The 20602-nt window shown below is 37.5% G+C and carries 18 protein-coding genes and 2 pseudogenes; 4 read left to right on the top strand and 16 right to left on the bottom strand.

Annotated features, from left to right (window positions below):
* Positions 1-3: 3 nt before the first annotated feature.
* The 11 genes and pseudogenes from M3183_RS22730 to bla form a co-directional block, all read right to left on the bottom strand.
* Positions 4-693, bottom strand: a complete 690-nt coding sequence (locus M3183_RS22730; protein WP_251473285.1) for an N-acetylmannosamine-6-phosphate 2-epimerase — start codon at positions 691-693, stop codon at positions 4-6.
* Positions 694-1236: 543 nt separating this feature from the next.
* Positions 1237-1425 carry a hypothetical protein gene (locus M3183_RS22725; protein WP_251473283.1) on the bottom strand — a complete coding sequence of 63 codons (189 nt, stop codon included), beginning with the start codon at positions 1423-1425 and terminating at the stop codon, positions 1237-1239.
* Positions 1426-1459: 34 nt separating this feature from the next.
* On the bottom strand, positions 1460-1855 hold the full coding sequence (locus M3183_RS22720; protein ID WP_251473281.1) for a hypothetical protein: 396 nt from the start codon (positions 1853-1855) through the stop codon (positions 1460-1462).
* Between the two features lie 105 nt (positions 1856-1960).
* The gene (locus tag M3183_RS22715) at positions 1961-2260 is read right to left on the bottom strand and encodes a DUF2089 family protein (RefSeq protein ID WP_251473279.1); all 300 of its coding nucleotides are present in this window, start codon (positions 2258-2260) and stop codon (positions 1961-1963) included.
* A gap of 22 nt (positions 2261-2282) precedes the next feature.
* Positions 2283-3506, bottom strand: a complete 1224-nt coding sequence (locus M3183_RS22710) for a hypothetical protein (protein WP_251473278.1) — start codon at positions 3504-3506, stop codon at positions 2283-2285.
* Between the two features lie 509 nt (positions 3507-4015).
* Complete coding sequence (locus tag M3183_RS22705; RefSeq protein ID WP_251473276.1) at positions 4016-4204, bottom strand: hypothetical protein; 189 nt, start codon at positions 4202-4204, stop codon at positions 4016-4018.
* Between the two features lie 177 nt (positions 4205-4381).
* Positions 4382-4936 (bottom strand): hypothetical protein, encoded by a 555-nt coding sequence (locus M3183_RS22700; RefSeq protein WP_251473274.1) that lies wholly within the window; start codon positions 4934-4936, stop codon positions 4382-4384.
* Between the two features lie 1040 nt (positions 4937-5976).
* The gene (locus M3183_RS27210) at positions 5977-6219 is read right to left on the bottom strand and encodes a YjcZ family sporulation protein (protein WP_285880859.1); all 243 of its coding nucleotides are present in this window, start codon (positions 6217-6219) and stop codon (positions 5977-5979) included.
* A 496-nt stretch (positions 6220-6715) separates the two neighbouring features.
* A pseudogene (locus tag M3183_RS22690) lies at positions 6716-7156 on the bottom strand (cell wall hydrolase).
* Between the two features lie 632 nt (positions 7157-7788).
* Positions 7789-7977: a hypothetical protein gene (locus tag M3183_RS22685; RefSeq protein WP_251473271.1), complete on the bottom strand. Its 189-nt coding sequence runs from the start codon at positions 7975-7977 to the stop codon at positions 7789-7791.
* A gap of 682 nt (positions 7978-8659) precedes the next feature.
* Complete coding sequence (gene bla / locus M3183_RS22680) at positions 8660-9565, bottom strand: class A beta-lactamase (RefSeq protein WP_396953752.1); 906 nt, start codon at positions 9563-9565, stop codon at positions 8660-8662.
* 273 nt (positions 9566-9838) lie between these two features.
* On the opposite strand from bla, the pseudogene M3183_RS22675 reads away from it, so the two are divergent.
* Positions 9839-10294 (top strand): annotated as a pseudogene (locus M3183_RS22675) (IS110 family transposase); the annotation flags it as partial.
* Positions 10295-11431: 1137 nt separating this feature from the next.
* On the opposite strand, the gene M3183_RS22670 reads toward M3183_RS22675, so the two are convergent.
* The 4 genes from M3183_RS22670 to M3183_RS22655 form a co-directional block, all read right to left on the bottom strand.
* Complete coding sequence (locus M3183_RS22670; protein ID WP_251473267.1) at positions 11432-13486, bottom strand: peptidoglycan D,D-transpeptidase FtsI family protein; 2055 nt, start codon at positions 13484-13486, stop codon at positions 11432-11434.
* A 119-nt stretch (positions 13487-13605) separates the two neighbouring features.
* Positions 13606-15402, bottom strand: coding sequence for a BlaR1 family beta-lactam sensor/signal transducer (locus tag M3183_RS22665; RefSeq protein ID WP_251473264.1), 1797 nt, complete (start codon positions 15400-15402; stop codon positions 13606-13608).
* Positions 15402-15791 carry a BlaI/MecI/CopY family transcriptional regulator gene (locus M3183_RS22660; protein ID WP_251473261.1) on the bottom strand — a complete coding sequence of 130 codons (390 nt, stop codon included), beginning with the start codon at positions 15789-15791 and terminating at the stop codon, positions 15402-15404. Before M3183_RS22660 ends, M3183_RS22665 begins: the two co-directional genes overlap by 1 nt.
* A 1235-nt stretch (positions 15792-17026) precedes the next feature.
* Positions 17027-17809, bottom strand: a complete 783-nt coding sequence (locus tag M3183_RS22655) for a putative protein N(5)-glutamine methyltransferase (RefSeq protein WP_285880852.1) — start codon at positions 17807-17809, stop codon at positions 17027-17029.
* A gap of 462 nt (positions 17810-18271) precedes the next feature.
* Here M3183_RS22655 and M3183_RS22650 point away from each other — a divergent pair, with 462 nt between their 5' ends.
* The 3 genes from M3183_RS22650 (at position 18272) to M3183_RS22640 (ending at position 19846) form a co-directional block, all read left to right on the top strand.
* Positions 18272-18994, top strand: a complete 723-nt coding sequence (locus tag M3183_RS22650) for a DUF421 domain-containing protein (protein ID WP_251473258.1) — start codon at positions 18272-18274, stop codon at positions 18992-18994.
* Positions 18995-19249: 255 nt separating this feature from the next.
* Entirely contained in the window at positions 19250-19594 is a 345-nt protein-coding gene (locus M3183_RS22645) for a CotD family spore coat protein (protein ID WP_311315399.1), read from the top strand.
* Between the two features lie 147 nt (positions 19595-19741).
* On the top strand, positions 19742-19846 hold the full coding sequence (locus tag M3183_RS22640) for a YjcZ family sporulation protein (protein ID WP_251473256.1): 105 nt from the start codon (positions 19742-19744) through the stop codon (positions 19844-19846).
* A 174-nt stretch (positions 19847-20020) separates the two neighbouring features.
* On the opposite strand, the gene M3183_RS22635 is transcribed toward M3183_RS22640, so the two are convergent.
* A complete protein-coding gene (locus M3183_RS22635) occupies positions 20021-20500 on the bottom strand; it encodes an FAD-dependent oxidoreductase (protein WP_251473255.1) in 480 nt (159 codons plus the stop codon).
* Positions 20501-20602: the final 102 nt, after the last annotated feature.

Raw genomic sequence — 20602 nt, 5'->3', positions numbered from 1 at the left:
TTTTTATTTCTGAATTAAATTAGCATTGATTGCTTTAGCAAATTTTTCTGTTATTAATTTTGGACGTGTAATCGCACTGCCTACCACTACGGCATGTGCACCGATTTCTAAAGCTCTTCTGGCCTTATCTGGTGTATCCATATTTCCTTCTGCAATGACAGGAACTGAAACCTTGGACACGACTTGTTCCAACAATTCTAATGGGACAATTCCTTTTGAATAGGAAGTATATCCTCCCATCGTAGTCGCTACGATATCCACTCCGGCTTCTTCCGCTGCGATGGCTTCTTCCACTGTCGAAATATCAGCCATAAACAATTGATCTGGATACTTCCTCTTCACCTTACCAAAGAACTCCTGAAAGGTTTCCCCATTTGGTCTTACTTGTTTTGTCGCATCAAAAGCAATGATATCGACACCTTCCTCACAAAGCGCATCGACTTCCTTCATCGTTGCTGTAATATAGACATTACTATCCTCGTAATCTCGTTTAATAATGCCGATAATAGGAAGGTCCACTTCTTTCTTAATGGCTTGGATATCCTTTACTGTGTTTGCGCGTATCCCGCTTGCCCCTCCTAGTTTTGCTGCCAAAGCCATTTTTCCCATAATATATGAATCATGAAGCGGTTCATCTTCTAAGGCTTGGCAGGAAACAATGAGTTTGTTCTTTACCTGATCCAGAACGTCCATACTACCTCTCCTACCCTTATTTCTTTGATGTAGAACTTTTATTTTCTAATGCTTTATCATCTCTTAAAAAGATAGGTGAAAAGCGTTTTCACAATATGAATATATCATTTTGAAAATTTGTTGTCAAATATAATTTTAATAATGACAACTAATTATCAATATTGTGGGAAGGGGTGAAATATATTCCAGTTGGCAGAAAACAAAAAAGAACCTAGTTGAACTAGATTCTCTTAAAAAGTGTTATTTTTCTTCCTCGGCGATGTTACATCTATAACAAAGCCGCTTTCCGGCAAATAGTTATCGATTTTTTAGGCTTAGATATAGTACTTCCACCCGCAGATAAAACAGCTTCAGCCGCCGAAATAATAAAAGCTGGGTGTCACCATTCGATTAGGTTAACACTTAGCTTTTATAATATTTCTAAATTTAGATTAAAGCGCACAATTGCTGAATAGAAGACACTGGGTTCCAATAGAGTAAGATCAATGACTTATGAAATTTCTTCTGGATAAATCACGCACCTCATTCTATTAAAATTACCTCCTACTGAAATAAATTGAGTATCATGTCCGCTATATAAGTTTCTAGAAACGCAGCAATGATGATGAACGGAAAAACAATAACAGCGTAAATTCTTATTGTCTTTAGGAATTTTTCAACGAAAGAATCTCCTTCTTTCCTTTTCTTAAAGATATTTCTTATTTTGGTTCTCACAACTTGATTGAATTCCAAGAGAATTGCTGCAAGGAAGCAATAAGCGAAAATCTCAAAAGCAGAATGAGGAAGAAATTATTAGCTCAAAGCCTTTTTCAGAATCAGCTTGTAAAGCAATTCCAAAAACAACTCCAAGCAAGGCATTAGTTGTTACGATATTGATACAATATAAAAATGGAATAGGAATGAATGCTAAGATAAACATTTGCAAAGGAACCGCAAAACCGTTATGAACAACATATGACCATACTTTATCTATACCTGTAGATTCCTTTATTTTGCCTAATGAACTATCACCCAACCCTTCCATTACTCTTTTTATGTCCGGATTCATTATGTATGTAATTGTTGCGGAAAAAATCGTTATCACTGCAGCAAATATGAAAAAATTAATAGCTCTTTTCAAAACAACATGATCAACTGTATTTATTAGTGCAGGCATCCTCATTTAGATACATTCTCCCTTTAAAAAATGCATGATTCCTGCTTGAAAGGAAAAATTGAACAGCTAAAACACCAGCAAAAATAAGAACTCTATAAATATCAAAGTCCATTACTTCTCATTCCTTTCTTGTTTATATTTTTCAATAATCAACTTTGCATCTTCTACACTTATTCGATCATCAATCGAAAGGTGTTTAATAAACTTGATAAATTCTTCGTTATCTACAGCGTCATTAATTTTTATTTTTTCAATTAATCTGTCTAGTTTAAGTCTGACTGTTGGATATGAAACCTCATAAACTTTAGCAATTTCTTTTAAAGAACCTGATTTAATAACAAAGTTTTTAATGAATTCCATATCTTCAGCTTCCAAAGACAGAATCCAATTTGGTACATTTTTGATATCCACACTCATTCATCCCTATCTCTTCTTAAAGATAAAAATCTAAATTCTGTCCTTCATCGAAGCTATTAAAGACCATTTCCTCTGAAAAATCTATATTTTGTCTTTCATCAGAGCTATGAAAGACAGCTTCCTTCATAAGATCAAGATTCTGTCCTTCATCGAAGCTTTGAAAGACAGCTTCCTTCATAAAATCAAGTTTCTGTCCTTCATCGAAGCTTTGAAAGACCATTTCCTCTGAAAAATCTATATTTTGTCCTTCATCAGAGCTATGAAAGACAGCTTCCTTCATAAAATCAAGTTTCTGTCCTTCATCGAAGCTTTGAAAGACAACCTCCTTCCAAAAATCTATATTTTGTCTTTCATCAGAGCTATGAAAGACCATTTCCTCTGAAAAATCTAGAATCTGTCCTTCATCGAAGCTATGAAAGACAACTTCCTTCCAAAAATCTATATTTTGTCTTTCATCAGAGCTATGAAAGACAGCTTCCTTCATAAGATCAAGATTCTGTCCTTCATCGAAGCTATGAAAGACCGTTTCCTTCCAAAAGTCTATATTTTGTCCTTCATCGAAGCTTTGAAAGACCATTTCCTCTGAAAAATCTAGAATCTGTCCTTCATCGAAGCTATGAAAGACAACTTCCTTCCAAAAATCTATATTTTGTCCTTCATCGAAGCTTTGAAAGACCATTTCCTCTGAAAAATCTATATTTTGTCTTTCATCAGAGCTATGAAAGACAGCTTCCTTCATAAAATCAAGTTTCTGTCCTTCATCGAAGCTTTGAAAGACAACTTCCTTCCAAAAATCTATATTTTGTCCTTCATCGGAGCTATGATAGACAACTTCCTTCGAAAAATCTGAATTCTGTCTTTCATCGAGGCTATGATAGACAGCTTCCTCTGCAAAATCTAGATTCTGTCCTTCATCGAAGCTTTGAAAGACCATTTCCTCTGAAAAATCTATATTTTGTCTTTCATCAGAGCTATGAAAGACAGCTTCCTTCATAAGATCAAGATTCTGTCCTTCATCGAAGCTTTGAAAGACAACTTCCTTCCAAAAATCTATATTTTGTCCTTCATCGGAGCTATGAAAGACAGCTTCCTTCATAAAATCAAGTTTCTGTCCTTCATCGAAGCTATGAAAGACAACCTCCTTCCAAAAATCTATATTTTGTCTTTCATCAGAGCTATGATAGACAGCTTCCTTCATAAGATCTAGATTCTGTCCTTCATCGAAGCTTTGAAAGACCATTTCCATCCCATTTTAACATATTTATTAATATTATTAAGCAAAGCCTTAACTTTATTAAAAATAATATATAAAATAAAATAAACTTATTAAAAAACCCTGTTTTTGATAAACAAATCAAGAAACAGGGTTTTTATCATTTTATTTACAAAAATGGATTTAAAACCCATTTTTCTTCTTATTTTAAAACACAGAATAACATCGGCCATTCCGTTCTTTAATGAGCCCTGACGGCAGCCTCCTTATAATTGCAAAAGGACTATTTGTCCAGATATACTGCCTATCTGACTTAAATGCTGAAGCACTGCAATTCTTGTTCGAGGATAGCCCGGTCAGGGTTTCGGTAGCCAATAAAGGCGATTAGCGACTTAGACTGTGAAATTTTTTTAATTGAATAACGAAGATATGGTCTATATCTTTAAAATCAATTTATTTTTACACTAATGCCACCATTTGTTAAGTACACTCTTTCAAAATGTACCTGCTTCCTTTAAAACTGCAGCAAGAACCCCCTAAATTCTGCTAAACCACCATACAATAAGAATGATACTCGCTGCTCCCCAAACGGTGGTCCCCACTATCCACCAAACAATTGAATGGGCAGTCGACCCTTTCTTCCTTTCTATATTTCTTTTTATAAAAGTAAGAACAATAAAACCAATAATGATGAAACCAACAGTAATCCAAGATAACAAATCCACGTCCAATCCCCCCTTATTTTGTGAACATATTTTCCTAACCTGCCCCTTCAATAAATAAACGTATTTCTCCTTCTTAAAGAAACGTTCCCGTTTCGTTAAAGTACAAGCTTTCACAAATTAACTTTGAAAGATCAATAGAGGTTCCGCCGTTACCTCATTTGAATAATTCATCGTTCATTAGTCAATGTTTGTGTCATCTAATCGTATTTCCGCTACCTTTCCATCCTCTACCAGCCAAAATTCAATGGTGGTACGAAGTTTATGGTCAACATATCCGATGATATCTACACCTTGCTCTGTCCTTGTATAGTAATTTGAACCATAAGAATCCATAACATCTTGTTTCGTACTGCCAATTGCGATTCCTTTTACTGTTTTAAGGCTGGATTTGGCCCTTACACCTTCTTCTACTTCCCCAATTATTAAACGAACAATATTCCCTTTTTCTTTCCCGGTGATAACTGAAGCCGTTTCTAATCCACCTTTCCAATGATAATAATCGTATAAATCGTTATCCTCCCTGCTAAGAGGTATTCCATATTCCTCTACAAAAGATGGATGATGAATATTATCGTGCAGTCGTACGTCCCCAAAGGATTCATTTGAAAGGTTGGTTGAATCAGAATGTTTAAAGTAATAACTTCGTCCTTCTGTAAAGCGAGAAATCGTTTGAAAGCCGACAATTCCAATTAAGATAATTAACGCAAGTAATACAATATATTTTATTCGCATTTTCTCTCCCTATTTTTCTATGTGTTATTGGGCGTTTATTAGGTTATAGAGTTGTGAAAGATGATTTGACTAATTAAATAAGATTTTTATGTACTCTCCTTAGTTCTGTTTCATAATTATATTATACATAGAAATTCTATGTATTTATAGTGACATTTACATTTACTATAATGACTCTGCTAAAGTTTATGATTAATATTTACGCACTTTTCTTTGGATTATGAAAAATAGCAGCCTGCTATTGACTGCTATTTAATGTTTTATCTATTATGTTAAACTTTTACTATTTCCTTGGCATTCTTGATAGTTTAATAAAAACTCCTAAACCTGCAAAGAAAAACCCTAAGCAAAACAAACTAGCCGGACTGCCCCAAACGATGTCACTCACAGCATTACCTCCTATATTCTTTAAATATAGTATAATTTTACCATATAAATTCTTATTGAAACAGCCTTCGTTGTTGAATTTGCTTCTTCACTTTTTCTTAAATCTAGGCTTACTAAAAAATGCTGCAAGAAATATGAAGAATAACGAAAGCAAAATTCCCGTAGCTCCTTTATCAAAGTAAGCAAAAATAGGAATACATAACACTGCAAGTATAAACATACATTTCATCATTTTTGTCACCCATCTAAAATTGTTCTTTAAATAGTTTAACATATTCACTTACATTTATTGGGTATAACAAGCAATGTTTATTCAGTCTGTAAGGAACCTGCCCCGTTAATACAGTAACTTCAACAAAAATTGCGATAATTTTCCTTTGGACAGGCACCCCCGTTTGAGTGGAAAATATCACAATAATTTTGGTTGAATTATAAAAAGTGATACCAGTTAGCGGCATCACTATCCAATGTAAGAAAGAACTTCCTTTTTATTTATACCATCGGACCGTAGTGCATATCACCATTAACCCATGTACGAGCTAAACGTTTTTCATGTTCTCATAGTTTTTAAAAATACGTTAAATACGGATAATGAAAAATAATCCTCATCTGAAAGTAAGAAGAGGATTATTTCATAAATCCAGTCACATCTTTTAATAGAAACAAACTGCACCAATAATAATTAATAAAATAAACAACACGACAATGAGGATAAAATTATTGCACCCACGTACAGGAAAACAACCTGCATAAACAGGAGCAGGATAGGAGTAAGACAATGGCTGAGGAAGTGGAGTAATCGGTAAAGCATTTGGTATTGCGTTTGGTAAAGCATTTGGCAGGGCGTTTGGTAAGACATTTGGAAAGGCATTTGAAATCGGTAAGGCATTTTCCATCTTTTACACTTCCTTTCGAATGTATGGAGAGCTAACATGACATTACACTATATATTAGACTTAGAAAGGAAATTGGAGCCCGTATATATTATAAATGGGCATGACTTAGTGACGTTCACTTTAAGTAATGAAAAGACCATGGGTTGTTTTAAAAAAAAGAAGGTTGAAGCCAAACGAAATAACAAGGGGATTTTCCGTTAAAACAAAAATGCCCGCTGGAATCCCAGCGGGTTATTTGTCATACATTTTAAACTTTTGTGCCCATTAGTTTAATCAGCTATCAAACAATAAATTGCCTTAATAGCTGATTAAACTTATCACGTTCTTCGCACCCTATAAACTGCCTTTTTAAAAAAGGCACCGGCCTTAATAAGCATTGCTCCTGTTTCCTTAAGTTAAGCATTTCACAACATGCTTTCTTCAATAAAACGATCTCTAAAAGTATGTTCTTGTATGCCTATTCTACATATGAAAAAAACTTACTCAAAGAGTAAGCTTAACCGCTATAAATACTATCACATGTTCCAGGTTTTGGCTCATAAAAACAATGTGCTTTAAATTGACCTGTTTGAGGTTGGCCGTACCATGTTGGAGGGCATGGAGCATGCGGATTAAAATACCACAAAGCATATTTCGCCGGGTGATCTCTCCAATAATCCAAATTCTGTTTTGCTAATCTTCTTTCAGAAGTTCTTGCTCTCTGATAAAAGACATTCCCTTTTTGAACGGCTTCAAAGGAAAAATTTCCTCCTTGTACTTGAAAAATTACCTGATTCACTCATCTTAAACCTTTAAAGTCTAAACAATTAGCAACAATACGATTTACAATTACATTTCCAACATATAACATTCCCTGTTTTCCTTCACCTTCGGCTTCTGCTCTCATCATCCTTGCCATTAATTTAACGTCCGAAGTTCGGTAATTTACTCTTGGCATTTTTCCACCCCCAAATATAGTATGAAAAACTGCCTGCATTCATGTCATTGTTTAGATAATAAGAATGCCTGGGTATTATAGTTTATGTTTTCTTTACCATTGAATGGAATGGAGGAATATTTGCAATTCCTTATATTGAATAAATGAGTCATTTTTACAAACACTGCCACTAAAAGAAAAGTGCCCCATTGCAGTTGATCATATTGCTTATCCAAAATAAGCATCACATCTTACAATGCATAAGTAATAAGTTTGAATACCATCATTTATGTTGTTAAATACCGCTATTTACCGTTAATAAATATTCTCCCTAGTGCTTTACCACTCGCCTCATTACCAGCATTTAAACTTGATTGAAATACTAAGGAAAAATATGGAGTCCACTATTCAGCGGAGCTTGTAAACAATGAATTAGATCCATGCAGTAAACAAATTACCGTCAAAACCATTAATGACAGTCGAAGATATGCTTGACAGTGGCGGTTATTAAAAAATTTAGACACCAAAGACCTTCAACCTTTTTGGTGGTCTTTCGTAATAGTTACTTAAATTAGAAAAGAGGCAATCCTCCGTTATAGAAGAATCGCCCCTGTTGAACGACAAATTTTAAATAGTCGTACTCATTTAACCGCCTATATCCAGCCTGGGTACCCTCCAAAGCCCATTCCATATCCACCGAAACCCATTCCTGGGTATCCTCCATAACCCATTCCATATCCACCGAAGCCCATTCCCGGGTATCCTCCAAAGCCCATTCCTGGATACCCCCCGAAACCCATTCCCGGGTATCCTCCAAAGCCCATTCCAAATAGTCTGTACATCTATATCTCCTCCTCAAATTGTTTCAAAACTAATGTATGTGTCCATTTAGAAGGAGGAATAGATACTCGCCTATAGATCCTTAACTTTCAGAAAATTACTAACTTCAGAAAATTATTAAGAAAGCTTTCTATGAAAGCTTGAACTACAACTCTTGCATCCGAAAGTGGAAGAATATGAAATAAACTTTTTTATTCGCCTTCTTTAAAACAAAAGTTGTGATCTTATGAAAAAACTACAAAAATGACAGCATTATTTTCGCAAGTATGTCAATCGATCTGGACATTTTTACCTTGGATATTTTATAGTATCCCGTCCTTTCATGACCATATTCTATTTAAGAACATGGTACATTTCAGCCAGATTCACCAGCTTATACACGTTCAGGCTGCTGCCATTCTCTACATGCAGGAGTATCAGACAACTCGTTTTACCTTAACACGAAGGACTTTCATCCCGAATTCCGATTCATCAGTTGAAATTGCCTTACAGCTTCTTTACTCCACAAAATGTCCCTTTAATGGAAAAGGCACTTTCCTTATTATAGGAAAGCGCCCGATTGTGAGGATTGAAAATGTGAAAGAGCTGTAAAATAATCCTCAGTTATTTCACTAAGTTGTACTAGTTTTTCACGAAACCATTAAGTCCTTTCGAGAATTGTGATGAGTAAATTTACTTATCTGTTCACTTAAGAGCTTTAAGTGCAACCTTTGCAGCTTCTGCGATTAGCGTATTGTCATAGGTGGCATTCTGTGTATCGCGGCTGGATAGAACTGCGATGACAATGGGAGCTCTATTCGGCGGCCAAACAATTGCAATGTCATTCCGTGTTCCATAGCTTCCTGCCCCGCTCTTATCAGCGACCTCCCAGCCTGTTGGTGCACCAGCCCGGATCAATGCATCTCCAGTGGCATTTCCCCGCATCCAATCTGTAAGGATTGTACGTTTTTCAGCAGGGAGCAGGTCGCTGACCGCGAAAGCCTGAAGGCTGGCAGCAAGTGCTTTTGGTGTGCTTGTGTCCCGTTTATCTCCAGGAATAGCTGTGTTCAAATCCGTCTCCCAGCGATCAGCCTGGGTAACGTTATCGCCAATCTGCCTAAGTGCAGTTTCAAATCCCGCAGGGCCTCCCAGTTTCTCTAATAAAAGGTTCCCTGCGGTGTTGTCGCTATATCGAACAGCAGCCTCAATAACTTCCCGAAGAGTCATCCCGGAATCTACGTGAAGCTCTGTGACGGGTGAATACGAAACGATGTCCTCGCTTTTGTATGTAACTAACTCGTCGAGTTGATCAATGGAGTAACGCTGCAGCAATGCACCTGCGGCTAGAGCTTTGTAAGTGGATGCGTAAGCGAACCGCTCATTTGGCCGATAGGAGACGGTACGATTTGTACCTGTATCGATAGCATAGACTCCAAGCTGGGCGTCAAATTTGCTCTCAAGATCTGCGAACTCATGGTGTAAATGGGATGCTGTTGTTTTAGCGGCTGCCTTTCCGGGCTTGTCAGAAGGATTATGCGTGGTCATTGACCAGCCGGCAAGAGGTACAATTGCAGCCACTAGCAGAAGCAAGGCAAATATAAAATTGTTCATACTGAAAATATTATGTTTTTTCCTCAAAATTTTAACCTCTTTCTATTCATAATAGATGTCTTGAAAATAGAATAATTGGGTTTCATCATTATGTTTTGCTCTTTCTAAAAGATTGTTGCTTTTTGCTCCCTTTTTAAGATTCGTTCAAAAAATAGAGCATTCCTGTTAGAAGGATTTTCGAGGACTTGAAATAAAAAGAGCCCTCTTGGTATGATACGGGGTGTCAAATCGTCGACGAAATGACCCCTAATTTGTTAACCAGGAGGACTCCTAATGGATTTTAAACAAAATCAAAAAATAAATCAAGTCTCAGAAAAAACACTCGTTGTTGGAATCGATATTGCCAAGCGGATACATTATGCCTGCTTTGTGGATGACCGCGGAAGGGTACTCCAGAAATCCTTTTCCGTTTCTCAATCCCGGGATGGATTCGAGAAATTTTACAGCCGGATTATATCCGCAATGCAGGAAACAGGCAAAACGGAGGTTATCGTTGGAATTGAGCCCACCGGCCATTATTGGCTTAACTTGGCCTATTTCTTGGACGAACGCGGCATTCCTCTGGCCATGACCAATCCGTTGCACGTCAAGCGATCCAAGGAACTAGACGATAACCTGCAGACCAAACACGATAAGAAAGATGCCCTGGTCATCGCCCGTCTCCTGAAAGACGGCCGTTTCAGTTATCCCCGAATCCTTAAGGATATTGAAGCAGAGCTGCGTGTGGGCCTTTAATCCGGCACAACGAGGCCTTCCGCAAGCTTCATGAATATTACACGAACCGGACAATCAATCCGTTACGAAAGAAACAATCTGTTGTGGTCCTTTGCGGGAAACTGTTGAAAGTCCTGCATGGTATTAGCACGAAGCACAAAGAGTTTGACGCACAGCGAATGATGAATGATATCCCTTGCCTCAAAGGGGCGGCATAAGGGCCGAAATTACTAACCGACCTAGACAATAGGATGACACGGAGAAGCCGGCATAATTTCTCCCATTCGACCGCGAGTCCCTAATAGAGCTTCGCTGGCCTCTGCCTTATGACTAGACCGAACGAAGGAATGTAGGCACTTAGATGCCCTTAGACATGGGAGGGTACGTCATCATAAGCAAAGCAGAGATCCTAGTGCATCGCATACGAATCTCTCACTACCATCCAGAAAAAACCAGTAGTGACCGCGAAGCGTACCCATTGCCTGTAAGGTAATCACATATTTGTAAAATACAGTTATAAGATTTGTCGAAAAATATTTATTTGTCACCCCAACAACGACTCAAACCGTTGGTATATTAAGATTTCTATAGGGAGGTAGAAATTCCCCTTATTTAGGAAATTGGATGTTAATTAGCTGAAATAGACGGAGGAATTTCCCTTATTTGATTTTAAACTGCTAAAATCGGGTGCTTTTCATTGAATAACGGAAAAAACTCCGCTTATTTTTTACTATTTAAGCTCTTAATTTTGCAAATAACGGGAAAACCTCCGCTTATTTCTTACCTCCAAGGGGGCTATCCTGTAATCCCGCTTTTTCGCAGAGTCCGCTTATTCCTAAATGGAATAAACCACCGCTTTTCTTGGCATAACAACATAGTTTACGGAAACAGCCTTATGTTTTGATTAACGCCAATCATCGGCTATTTCCATGAATTTTGGAGTTGCAGCGTAAAAATTTATTCCGTTTGTACCCTTTTTAATCCTATTCCATATCACTTTTTTATAGCCTTATGTTTCCCCGAAATGCTGAAGAAGAATTTCCCCCCTTCACCAATATTGATTACATGTGTAATAGTAGGCCGCATAAATACTACACTTGTAATAATTTATTGCATAATTAATACTACACTTGTAGTAAATAGATGTCAATCTCATTTTGTAGTTGATTGTCCTTTTTCATTAAGGTCAAAATATGCCCGAAAAACCCGCTGACTGATGCTGTTAGCTGCACTGTGCGGTTGAGCATAACCATCGCGGTAGGCATTTGGCACAATAACGGCAATGGCAATCTTGGGATCATTGAATGGGGCATAACCAGCAAAGGAAAGATTCCAAGTCTTCACCCCATTTTTATAAGATTCCGAGGTCCCGGTTTTACCCGCGGCATTGTACGGTTCGTCTTTAAAATATCCTCTCGCTGTTCCTTTTGAACCATGAGTAACCAGCCAAAAACCTTTTTGAACCCGCTTTATCATCTCCTCACTCATATCCACCTGATTCAGCACCACTGGTTCGATTTCATCGATTACGTTGCCTGGTTCATTGCCATCCTTATTGGGTTCACGAATCTCCTTCACCAATTGGGGCTTCATCCGGTAGCCGCCATTGGCAATCGTTGTAATATACTGGGCAATTTGCATCGGTGTATAGGTATCTAATTGTCCGATGGCAATTTGAAAGTAGGTGCTTGTATTAGTTCCTTTAATTCCAGCCGTTTCATTATCAAAACCAATACCTGTCGGGATGCCCAAACCAAATTGATTGAAATAATAACGGATGGTTTCAATTTTTTTCGGATCGATATTCAATGTGCCATTTGGGATATACTTGCCGCCCATGATTTCAATCGCGGTTTTCCACATATAAACGTTAGATGAACGCTCTAATGCCTCTAAATCATTAATTCTGTTCATAACTTGGTAAGAGGAAAAGGTTCCCGACCCCTTAAATCGCATGACTTCATCCAGCTCGATTTCCCCTAAATCCCTGACACCCGTTTGGTATCCGGTTAATACGGTGGCCCCTTTGACAACGGACCCCTGTTCAAACGCATATGTGAAGGTTCCCGGTGTAAAATCGGTAAAATCCCGAGTCTTCCTGTTATACACTTTGCCTGACATCGCAAGAATGCGGCCTGTTTTCGGTTCCATCGCCACAACAAAGGCAGTGTCAAGCGTATCCGTATGCGGCCTTTGGATTGCACTGACTAGCTCTTCCTGCATAATTTTTTCTACTTGGGCTTGAAACTCCATATCAATTGTCAGAACAATATCCTTGCCGCTCTTCCCTTCTGACACCGTCTCTGTATTCACCACATTTCCATTTGAATCTGTCACCATTTTTACTTTTTCCTTTTTGCCTTGCAGCACGCCATCATAAAGCTCTTCAATATAGCTTTTTCCGACGCGGTCATTCAGTTTGTACCCTTTAGCCGTATAGTATTCTACCTTTTCTGCCGGCAGACCTTCATCTGCACTCGTTACATCCCCAAGCATATTCCAGAACGTTTTCCCGTAGGTGCGGCCCCTCTTCCAATCGGTCGTGACATCCACACCCGGCAGGTTTTCGAGATTTTCATTTACTCTCGCAAATTCTTCATCTGTGACATTTTCATTTTTTATGATCGTAGGGGTTAATGCGATTGCTGACGAAAGTTTCCGATAGATGGCCCCTAGATTTTTGTCTATTGCCCGGAGGCTGCTATCTGCAATGCGGTTCAATTTTAATTGATATAAATCCTTGTCGCTCAGTTTTCCTTGTTTGTATAATTTTTCCTCCCTATTTGTGATTAAATCCTCTCCAAGGTTATTTTCCATCAGCCAAATATCCTTCAAATCCCTGTCAGTCACTTTGTCGGTTTCCTTCTCATTCATGACTAGAAAAGTATCCAACTTTTTGGCTAGTTCGAGCAATTCGTCCGGCTGAGGGTTTTTCGGCGGTGTAAAAGTAATTGCTTTTTCCGGAATATTATAAACTACTAACCTATCATTTGTGTCGTATATTTTTCCGCGCGGAACGGAATTGCTTACGGACGTCACATCCGACTTCTCGGCCTGAGCCGCATAAGCTTCCCCTTTGATAATTTGGATGACGCCAAGGCGGAAAATCAGGATAGAAAACAGAACAAAGACCATAAAAAAGAGACCATTTAATCTCCATCGAATTCGGTTTTTTACTTTATTTTCTTTCAGCTTTTTCTGCTTCAAAACATATCAGACCTTTCATATTAGGGACATCATGTACCAATCACCTTAAAATACTACAATTGTAGTATTTAATGTCAAAAACACCCAAAAAGGAAGGTGCATCCTTTCTGGGGTGATTTTTAATAAATTCGTTTATCATGCAGGATTTGCTTGGCAATCTCTGCAGCCTTGCTTCCTTGTGCTTGTCCATCTTTATTTTGAATATTGACAGCAAAATAGTAACGATCTTCGCCTTTCGTAACAAAGCCGACAAACCAGCCATTTATATTCTTTCCATTAACCATACCGGTTCCCGTTTTACCATATAACTGCCGATTCTTTCTCTCACCAATAAAGATTGCCTGTTTAACAGCTTGAATATTTTCCTCTTGAAAACCAAATTGTTTATCTTCAAGTGCATATAGTAATTGCACTTGTTCAATGGGGGATATTTTTAATGAAGATTCCATCCAATAGCTATCCAAATCCCCTGAAAGATCCTCATTTCCGTATTTTATCTTATGAAAGTAATCTTCAAGCGACTTTCTTCCTACCTCTCGATCAGTATTCTGGAAATACCAATTCACGGAACGGCTTAAGGCAGTCGCTAAATTTTGATTTTGATTCCATTCTGGAATGGGATAAATTTTCCCATCCCAGGCCTGCTTATTGTTATTCAGGGAAATCACTTTGGATTCCAATGCAAAAAGGGCTGAATATATTTTATAGGTACTATCAGGAGAAATCCTCTGTTCACTCATCTCTCGATTATATATTTGATATTGGTTTTTAGAGGGATCATATAAAACAAAGCTGCCCTTGAAGCCCTTAAAATAGGAGCTTAGATCTTCATATACCGCATTCTTCCCGCTAAACTGATACACATCATTTGAGCTGGCAATAGCGTTGGTGATTGGAGCAAGGAATAGCACAACAATACCTAAAACAGCACAGATGACCTTGCTTTTCCATTTCAATAATAGAGAATCTCTAGAGTAGCCTGCAATACACTGAATTCTTTGTTTGATTTGTTTTTTTGTCCCACCTATACCTGGAGCAAACTGTTCAAAGGGCCGATCATACTTTTTATCTGCAAAACGAATGATAGTATACCCATATTCGATATATCCGCTCTCATCCAAGAGATTTAAAACGGATGCATCACAGGCCAATTCCCGATCCATTCGAATCCTTTTTACAGCATACCAGACAACCGGGTTAAACCAATAAATAATCTTAAATATCCACATGACGTAATTCACGAACAGATCCTTGCTTTTATGATGGTGCAGTTCGTGCAAAAACACGTATTTTAATTCATTTAAGGAGAATGTTTCTCGTGTTTTGCTTGGTAAAAAAATAAAGGGATGAAAAATCCCGAACGTGATGGGCGAGGAAATAAGAGAGGTCTCCCGCAGCCTTATGTTTCTATTCACCCCAACCATCTCTTTACACTCTTCTAATAGTTTGTTTAGCTTTTGGTCATGAACAGCCGCAGCTGACTTCTTGATTTGATAGACTTGATAGTATGAATAAACAGCAGTCCCAACAAAAAGAACCACTCCAATAACCCAAACTGTAAAAAATGTATGGTAGACGAAATCGGGTGCCCCCTTGTTTACCGATACCGTGAAATCATGTAATAAATCGCTGTTTGGCGCCTGAGAGACATCCACTCCATTAATCCTTTCACCCTTCAATGGCGCTTCTCTATCAAAGAAAAGTAAGCTTTTAAAAAAGTCAGTTCCTTCTTTAAAGTAAAAATCATTCCAAGGTAAAAAGGCAGCAAAGATTGGAATGCAAAGAAAATACCACATATGATAATGTGCTTTCACTGTCATATGATTGTTTAATAGCTTTTTGATTAACAGAATGATGAAAATAAGGAGGGATACCACAAGTGTACTTACTAAAATCCGCATCAAAATGGTATCCATTATTTCCCCCCTTCTTTCTTATCCCTCATGGACAATATATTCTTTAATTCCGATATTTCTTCTTTCGATAACTGATCATTTTCAATAAAATTTAAGACCATTGAATGTAACGTACCGCCGAAAAACTGCTGCAGAAAGGATTTACTTTTTTGCTCAACATAATCATGCTTTTCAACCAGTGAAGTATATATAAACACTCTGCCATCTTTTCTTGCATGCAAAGCCTTTTTCTTAACTAGGCGTGCCAACATGGTGTGAATGGTATTTGGCTTCCAATCACTCTTATTCGATAATTTCTCCACTACCTCAGGAGTCGAAATCGGCTCATTGTTCCATATAACCTTCATCACTTCATATTCCGCTTCTGATATTTGTGGAATCTCCTTCATGATAACCCTCCTACTTTTACAACTGTAGTATTTATTATAGCAAGACGGTCCAAATACATAAAGAATATTGTGCGACTTTAACCTATGGAAAATAATCCCCTGTGTGCTGAGGATTTATTCTGATACCTTTCACCTTATTTCTGATATAAAAATAGCCGCCCTATTAACAAGAATGATGCAAAGATATGGTCAAATAACAAAAAGACCCGCTTTTTATATTAAGTAGTTCCGATAACGTGGAGAAAATCTAAAATCGCAGCATGAATAACAAGTAAATAACAATATAACTAGCACACAAAAAAGCTTGGGATTTTTGTCTTTAATATGGAGAAGTTGTACAAGTCGTTAAATGCTAAGGCAAGTTTGATAAATAGGCGGAGAATTTTCCCTTAAGTAACAAAAAACACTGAAAATAGCTAAAATAGACGGAGGGTTTCCGCCTATTGACTCGAAAAATGTGAAAATAGGTAATTTTGCTTTGAATAAGCGGAAAAACTCCCCTTATATTCCCCGAAACGAGCTCCGTTCTGCATATAGCGGAAAAATCTCCGCTTATTTTACCTTCGCCGGTTACCCCATTATGGATTAGACTACATATGTTTCAAAAAAACCAAGTGAACCTCATTAAAAAAACAACCTAGCAAATTGCATACGAATTCACATAGTAATTAGCACGTTGACAATAATTATTGTCAATATGTTTTTAGGCTGCGATTTTGCTCTCTAATTAAAGTGGTAATATCTCATAATTGTTGATATATAAGAGGAAAATAAGAGACCAAATCATATGCGATTTGGTCTGCTAATTAACATACTATTTGGTATGTTTCTCCACCGAAACGGAACTACTTATTTTTATATGCGCGCCTCTGTTTTGATTAATGATTAATTTAAAAAGCATTCGCCATTAGCGCAGCCTCTTCTCCCTTACCCATCCTCTTTAAATGTGCTGTTCATCAAACTGGCCCTAAAAAGTGAAAAATGGACACATCGATGTTATAGGACTGCGCCCGATCGTAGAGCATTCAAACTGAAAAACATCTGTTAGTTCTAAAAGGCAGAAAAACCGCAGTTTTACTGTCAAGGCTCCTATAATAAATTAACTTAAATTTATCGATCTATATTCTTTGTTATACCAATTGCAAATTTTTCAAATCCAAAACTTTCATAATATATTTCTTAAACTTTCTAAAATTATCATTTCATTTGTGATTAAGACTAAGTACTGATTTACTCTAAAAAACAGAATTTGATCCGATAACGACAGTAGCGTCCAGATCCTCATCTCTAGCCACTTTTGTGGTAAGCCCAGCACCTGAAAAGATTTCAAAAGTCTGAGATGCCTGCATTTCGCTCGTCTCTATCAAAAGATGTCCTCCCGGTGCCAGCCAGAGAAGTGCTTCTTCTGTTACTCTTCGCTGTATGTCAAGTCCATCCTCTCCTCCGTCAAGCGCCACCTTTGGTTCATGCAGGCGAGCCTCCTGTGGTAGCAGCTTGATTGCCTCGGTGGGAACGTAAGGTACGTTCGCAACTAGGATGTTCACATGGCCTTTAAGTGAGTGGGGCAGAGCTTTATACAAGTCACCTTCAAAAACGTGGCCATCGAAATCCTTTACGTTACGGCCAGCACATCGTATTGCAACAGGATCAATGTCAATAGAATACAATTCCGCTCGTCCTAAAGCTGCCGCCAGTGCTGCACCCACAGCACCTGACCCGCAACATAGGTCAACGACGATATCACCATAACATGACAGGGCTTCTGCCTGGTGAACAAGAAACTCAGTACGTTTGCGAGGCACGAAAACGCCCCGGTCTACTTCTATACGCAAACCACAGAACTCTGCATATCCAACAACATATTCAAGGGGTAAACCATCGGCTCGCATTTCCACCATTTTCTTGAGTTCCGCTGGAGTTCGTGCCTCTGAGATAAGTAACCGTGTCTCATCTTCTGCGAAAACACAACCCATGCTCCGAAGTCTGTTGGTTATACATTTTTCCGTTTCATTGCCCAAAAAGAAATTAAATTTTTCCCCTATGTATCTCACCACTTTTGATAAGCATATTTATAATTCTATATTCATTAGAAATTGGAAATATTCCCTTTTCAACAAATGGCCCTAAACAAAAAGAAAGAGCACCATTTTTGCGCATAATTTCGTCCGACTGTTGAAGTTCATAAGTATATGTCTTCTTAAACTAAACTTTTAGTACATTCCTTCACAAACTTTTCGTTAGGTTTTTGAAAAAGGAAAGATATGCTAACTCCCAATTTAAGGGTACCGCCTCAGACTCATTAAGAATTGGCTTGAAAAGATCGAGACAAAATAATAAGTATTCGTTTCGTGGTACTCCCTCCATTAAGACTGCATTTCCAAGACTTAAGTATAATATTGGTTGATAAATGAATATCCCGTTAACCTCCTTCTAATACTACTATCTATAGCAAAAATAAAATAAAAGAAGGTAGCACATATATGGGAAGTGTTTTCTTCGTAACCATACTAAAAGGTATTGGAATATACATTTTAGCTTTATTCTTAACCCGAAAAATAGGTACAAAACTTATATCCCAAATGAACTTTTTTGATTTTGTTATGGGTGTTTGTATGGGTCCATTAGTTGCAAATGCCATTATTGATAAGCAATTTGCAACACTATCAGGCACAACTGCCTTAATATTATTCGCCATTTTGACTGTATTCGCTGGTTACTTAAGTTTGAAAAACATCACGTTAAGGAAACTATTCAATTCTGAACCGATTACTTTAGTTGAAAAGGGAACCATTGTAGACGAAAATATGAAGAAAATGAAATTGACCATAAATGAATTAAAAATGAAATTAAGAGAAAAAAATGCCTTCCATTTGGCAGATGTAGAATTCGCCATAATGGAAACAGATGGGAATTTATCTGTATTACCTAAATCAGATAAAAAACCACTTACCCCTTCTCATATGAACATTCAAACAACAAGTTCAGGTCTTGAAAAGGATATAATCATTGATGGCGCAATAATGGAGGAAAACTTAACAAGCGCTGGATTCGATAAAGAATGGCTAATATCTGAACTTAATAAACAAAAAATCAAAGATTGTTCAGAGGTTTTTTATGCTGGGTTAGACAATACTAAAAAACTGTATATATCTAAAAAAAACAGTACCAATAAAGAAACTCACGGGAAATATGGCATTGAATGATTCGCCTTCGCTTGAATGGGTAAATTGTCATCATATCAGTGTAACGATAAACAGCATTTGTAGCTTTTTTTGTATGAAAAAGCTTCATATATATATATATGTTGCTATGCCAATAATACCTGTCGTTACATACAAAGTTGGGTAAAATATGCAACACATTTTTTACTAAGAAAAAATGTTGAACCAAACAAATTCACATGGAGGTTATTTAACGATGAATAGAAATTTTCCACCATCAAATATGATGCAAACTCAATGCCAAATGCTATGCCAATTCAGGTTGCTCCTGTACAACAAATGCCATCCCAATATTGCCCTCCACCACCTTGTCCGCCAATATACTGTCCGCCTCAAGCGTTTCCAACACAGTATGATCCAGGACTTGTTGACCCTGCAAAACAATATATAAAAACAAACTTATTTAATAAAGTAGTCTCTCATGTCCATCCTTCTCATACAACAACAGTTAACAAGCTTCATGTTAACCATCAACATTATTTTCCACACACTGAATCCTGCGTAAATGAATGTTGTGAAACACATACAATGTGCGGATGTCCAGTCAACCCTTGTTGTCCATCAGGTCCATTCGGATATTAACTGCCCAAAGCCCCCATTCGGGGATTTTTGCATTTCCCTTGAATTTCAATAAAAAAGTTTTTTCAATATAATTCCATGCTTGTCCATTTCAAAAATAACAATAAATACGTATGATGTACTACCTCTTAAAAAAGGAGGTGATAAATTATGTCATACGGTTCCGGTTACGGCGGTGGAATGAGTTTTGTTTTAATCGTGGTACTATTCATCCTCTTGATTATTGTTGGTACACAATTTATGGGAGGGTACTAGTATCACACATTAAATAAAAGAACAATCCAGCTAGATAGAAGTGCCACTAGGCGCTTCTATCTAGCTTCTTTTGAGTCACAATTTGGGTCAATTGCGACGATAATAAACAACTCCTTCTTCTACTAAAGCACCCCGTTACTTTAAGTACATTGTTTCACAAAGTCTTTAAATGGTTTAATTAAAATCATCTTGAGATAAGTCTGTATTGACTCCCATTGCGGCACTAGAACCTTCAGCTGCTGCAATAATCACTTGTGAAGGAGCAATAACTGACGTATCTCCAGCGGCATATATCCCTTCAATATTAGTTCTGCCAAATTGATCAGTTATAATTCCACCGAGCTCGTGTGTTTTACATCCTAAAGATTGACCGAAAGTGGTGGCTTGAATCCATTCAGGTGTCAAAAATCCTCCATTCCTCTTTACCTCCTCACCATCCTCAAAAATTACAGCTTCTAAACTCCCATTTCCGCCTATAAGAGATTTAATTTTTTGCTCATATACTTTAATTCCTTTTCTTTGTAACATATTCATTTGCTCTACGGTCAATATCTTCTTTCCATTGGTACAAACAATTAAGTCTTTGCTCCAATTGTAAACTGTTTTAGCCATATGGAAAGCAGAGTGGCGTAAGCCCGTATTCAAACAACGCATATAAAACGGCAGCATCTCCTGGTACAATCAAGGTATTAATTTAAAGGAGGTGCTTTTCATATGCCGCAACAAAAGCTAACCATCGTCCCCGTTACATTACAT

It is taken from the genome of Neobacillus mesonae (genome assembly GCF_023715155.1).
Classification (GTDB): domain Bacteria; phylum Bacillota; class Bacilli; order Bacillales; family Cytobacillaceae; genus Neobacillus; species Neobacillus mesonae_A.
The sequence above is the reverse complement of the archived record's forward strand: the minus strand, read 5'-3'. Positions and strand labels throughout refer to the sequence as shown.

Coding starts and splice junctions, on each gene's coding strand:
- M3183_RS22730 (WP_251473285.1), bottom strand. CDS start 693: ATGGACGTTCTGGATCAGGTAAAGAACAAACTCATTGTTTCCTGCCAA.
- M3183_RS22720 (WP_251473281.1), bottom strand. CDS start 1,855: ATGAGGATGCCTGCACTAATAAATACAGTTGATCATGTTGTTTTGAAA.
- M3183_RS22710 (WP_251473278.1), bottom strand. CDS start 3,506: ATGGTCTTTCAAAGCTTCGATGAAGGACAGAATCTAGATCTTATGAAG.
- M3183_RS22700 (WP_251473274.1), bottom strand. CDS start 4,936: ATGCGAATAAAATATATTGTATTACTTGCGTTAATTATCTTAATTGGA.
- M3183_RS27210 (WP_285880859.1), bottom strand. CDS start 6,219: ATGGAAAATGCCTTACCGATTTCAAATGCCTTTCCAAATGTCTTACCA.
- M3183_RS22685 (WP_251473271.1), bottom strand. CDS start 7,977: ATGTACAGACTATTTGGAATGGGCTTTGGAGGATACCCGGGAATGGGT.
- bla (WP_396953752.1), bottom strand. CDS start 9,565: ATGAACAATTTTATATTTGCCTTGCTTCTGCTAGTGGCTGCAATTGTA.
- M3183_RS22665 (WP_251473264.1), bottom strand. CDS start 15,402: ATGGATACCATTTTGATGCGGATTTTAGTAAGTACACTTGTGGTATCC.
- M3183_RS22660 (WP_251473261.1), bottom strand. CDS start 15,791: ATGAAGGAGATTCCACAAATATCAGAAGCGGAATATGAAGTGATGAAG.
- M3183_RS22650 (WP_251473258.1), top strand. CDS start 18,272: ATGGGAAGTGTTTTCTTCGTAACCATACTAAAAGGTATTGGAATATAC.
- M3183_RS22645 (WP_311315399.1), top strand. CDS start 19,250: ATGCCAAATGCTATGCCAATTCAGGTTGCTCCTGTACAACAAATGCCA.
- M3183_RS22640 (WP_251473256.1), top strand. CDS start 19,742: ATGTCATACGGTTCCGGTTACGGCGGTGGAATGAGTTTTGTTTTAATC.
- M3183_RS22635 (WP_251473255.1), bottom strand. CDS start 20,500: ATGCGTTGTTTGAATACGGGCTTACGCCACTCTGCTTTCCATATGGCT.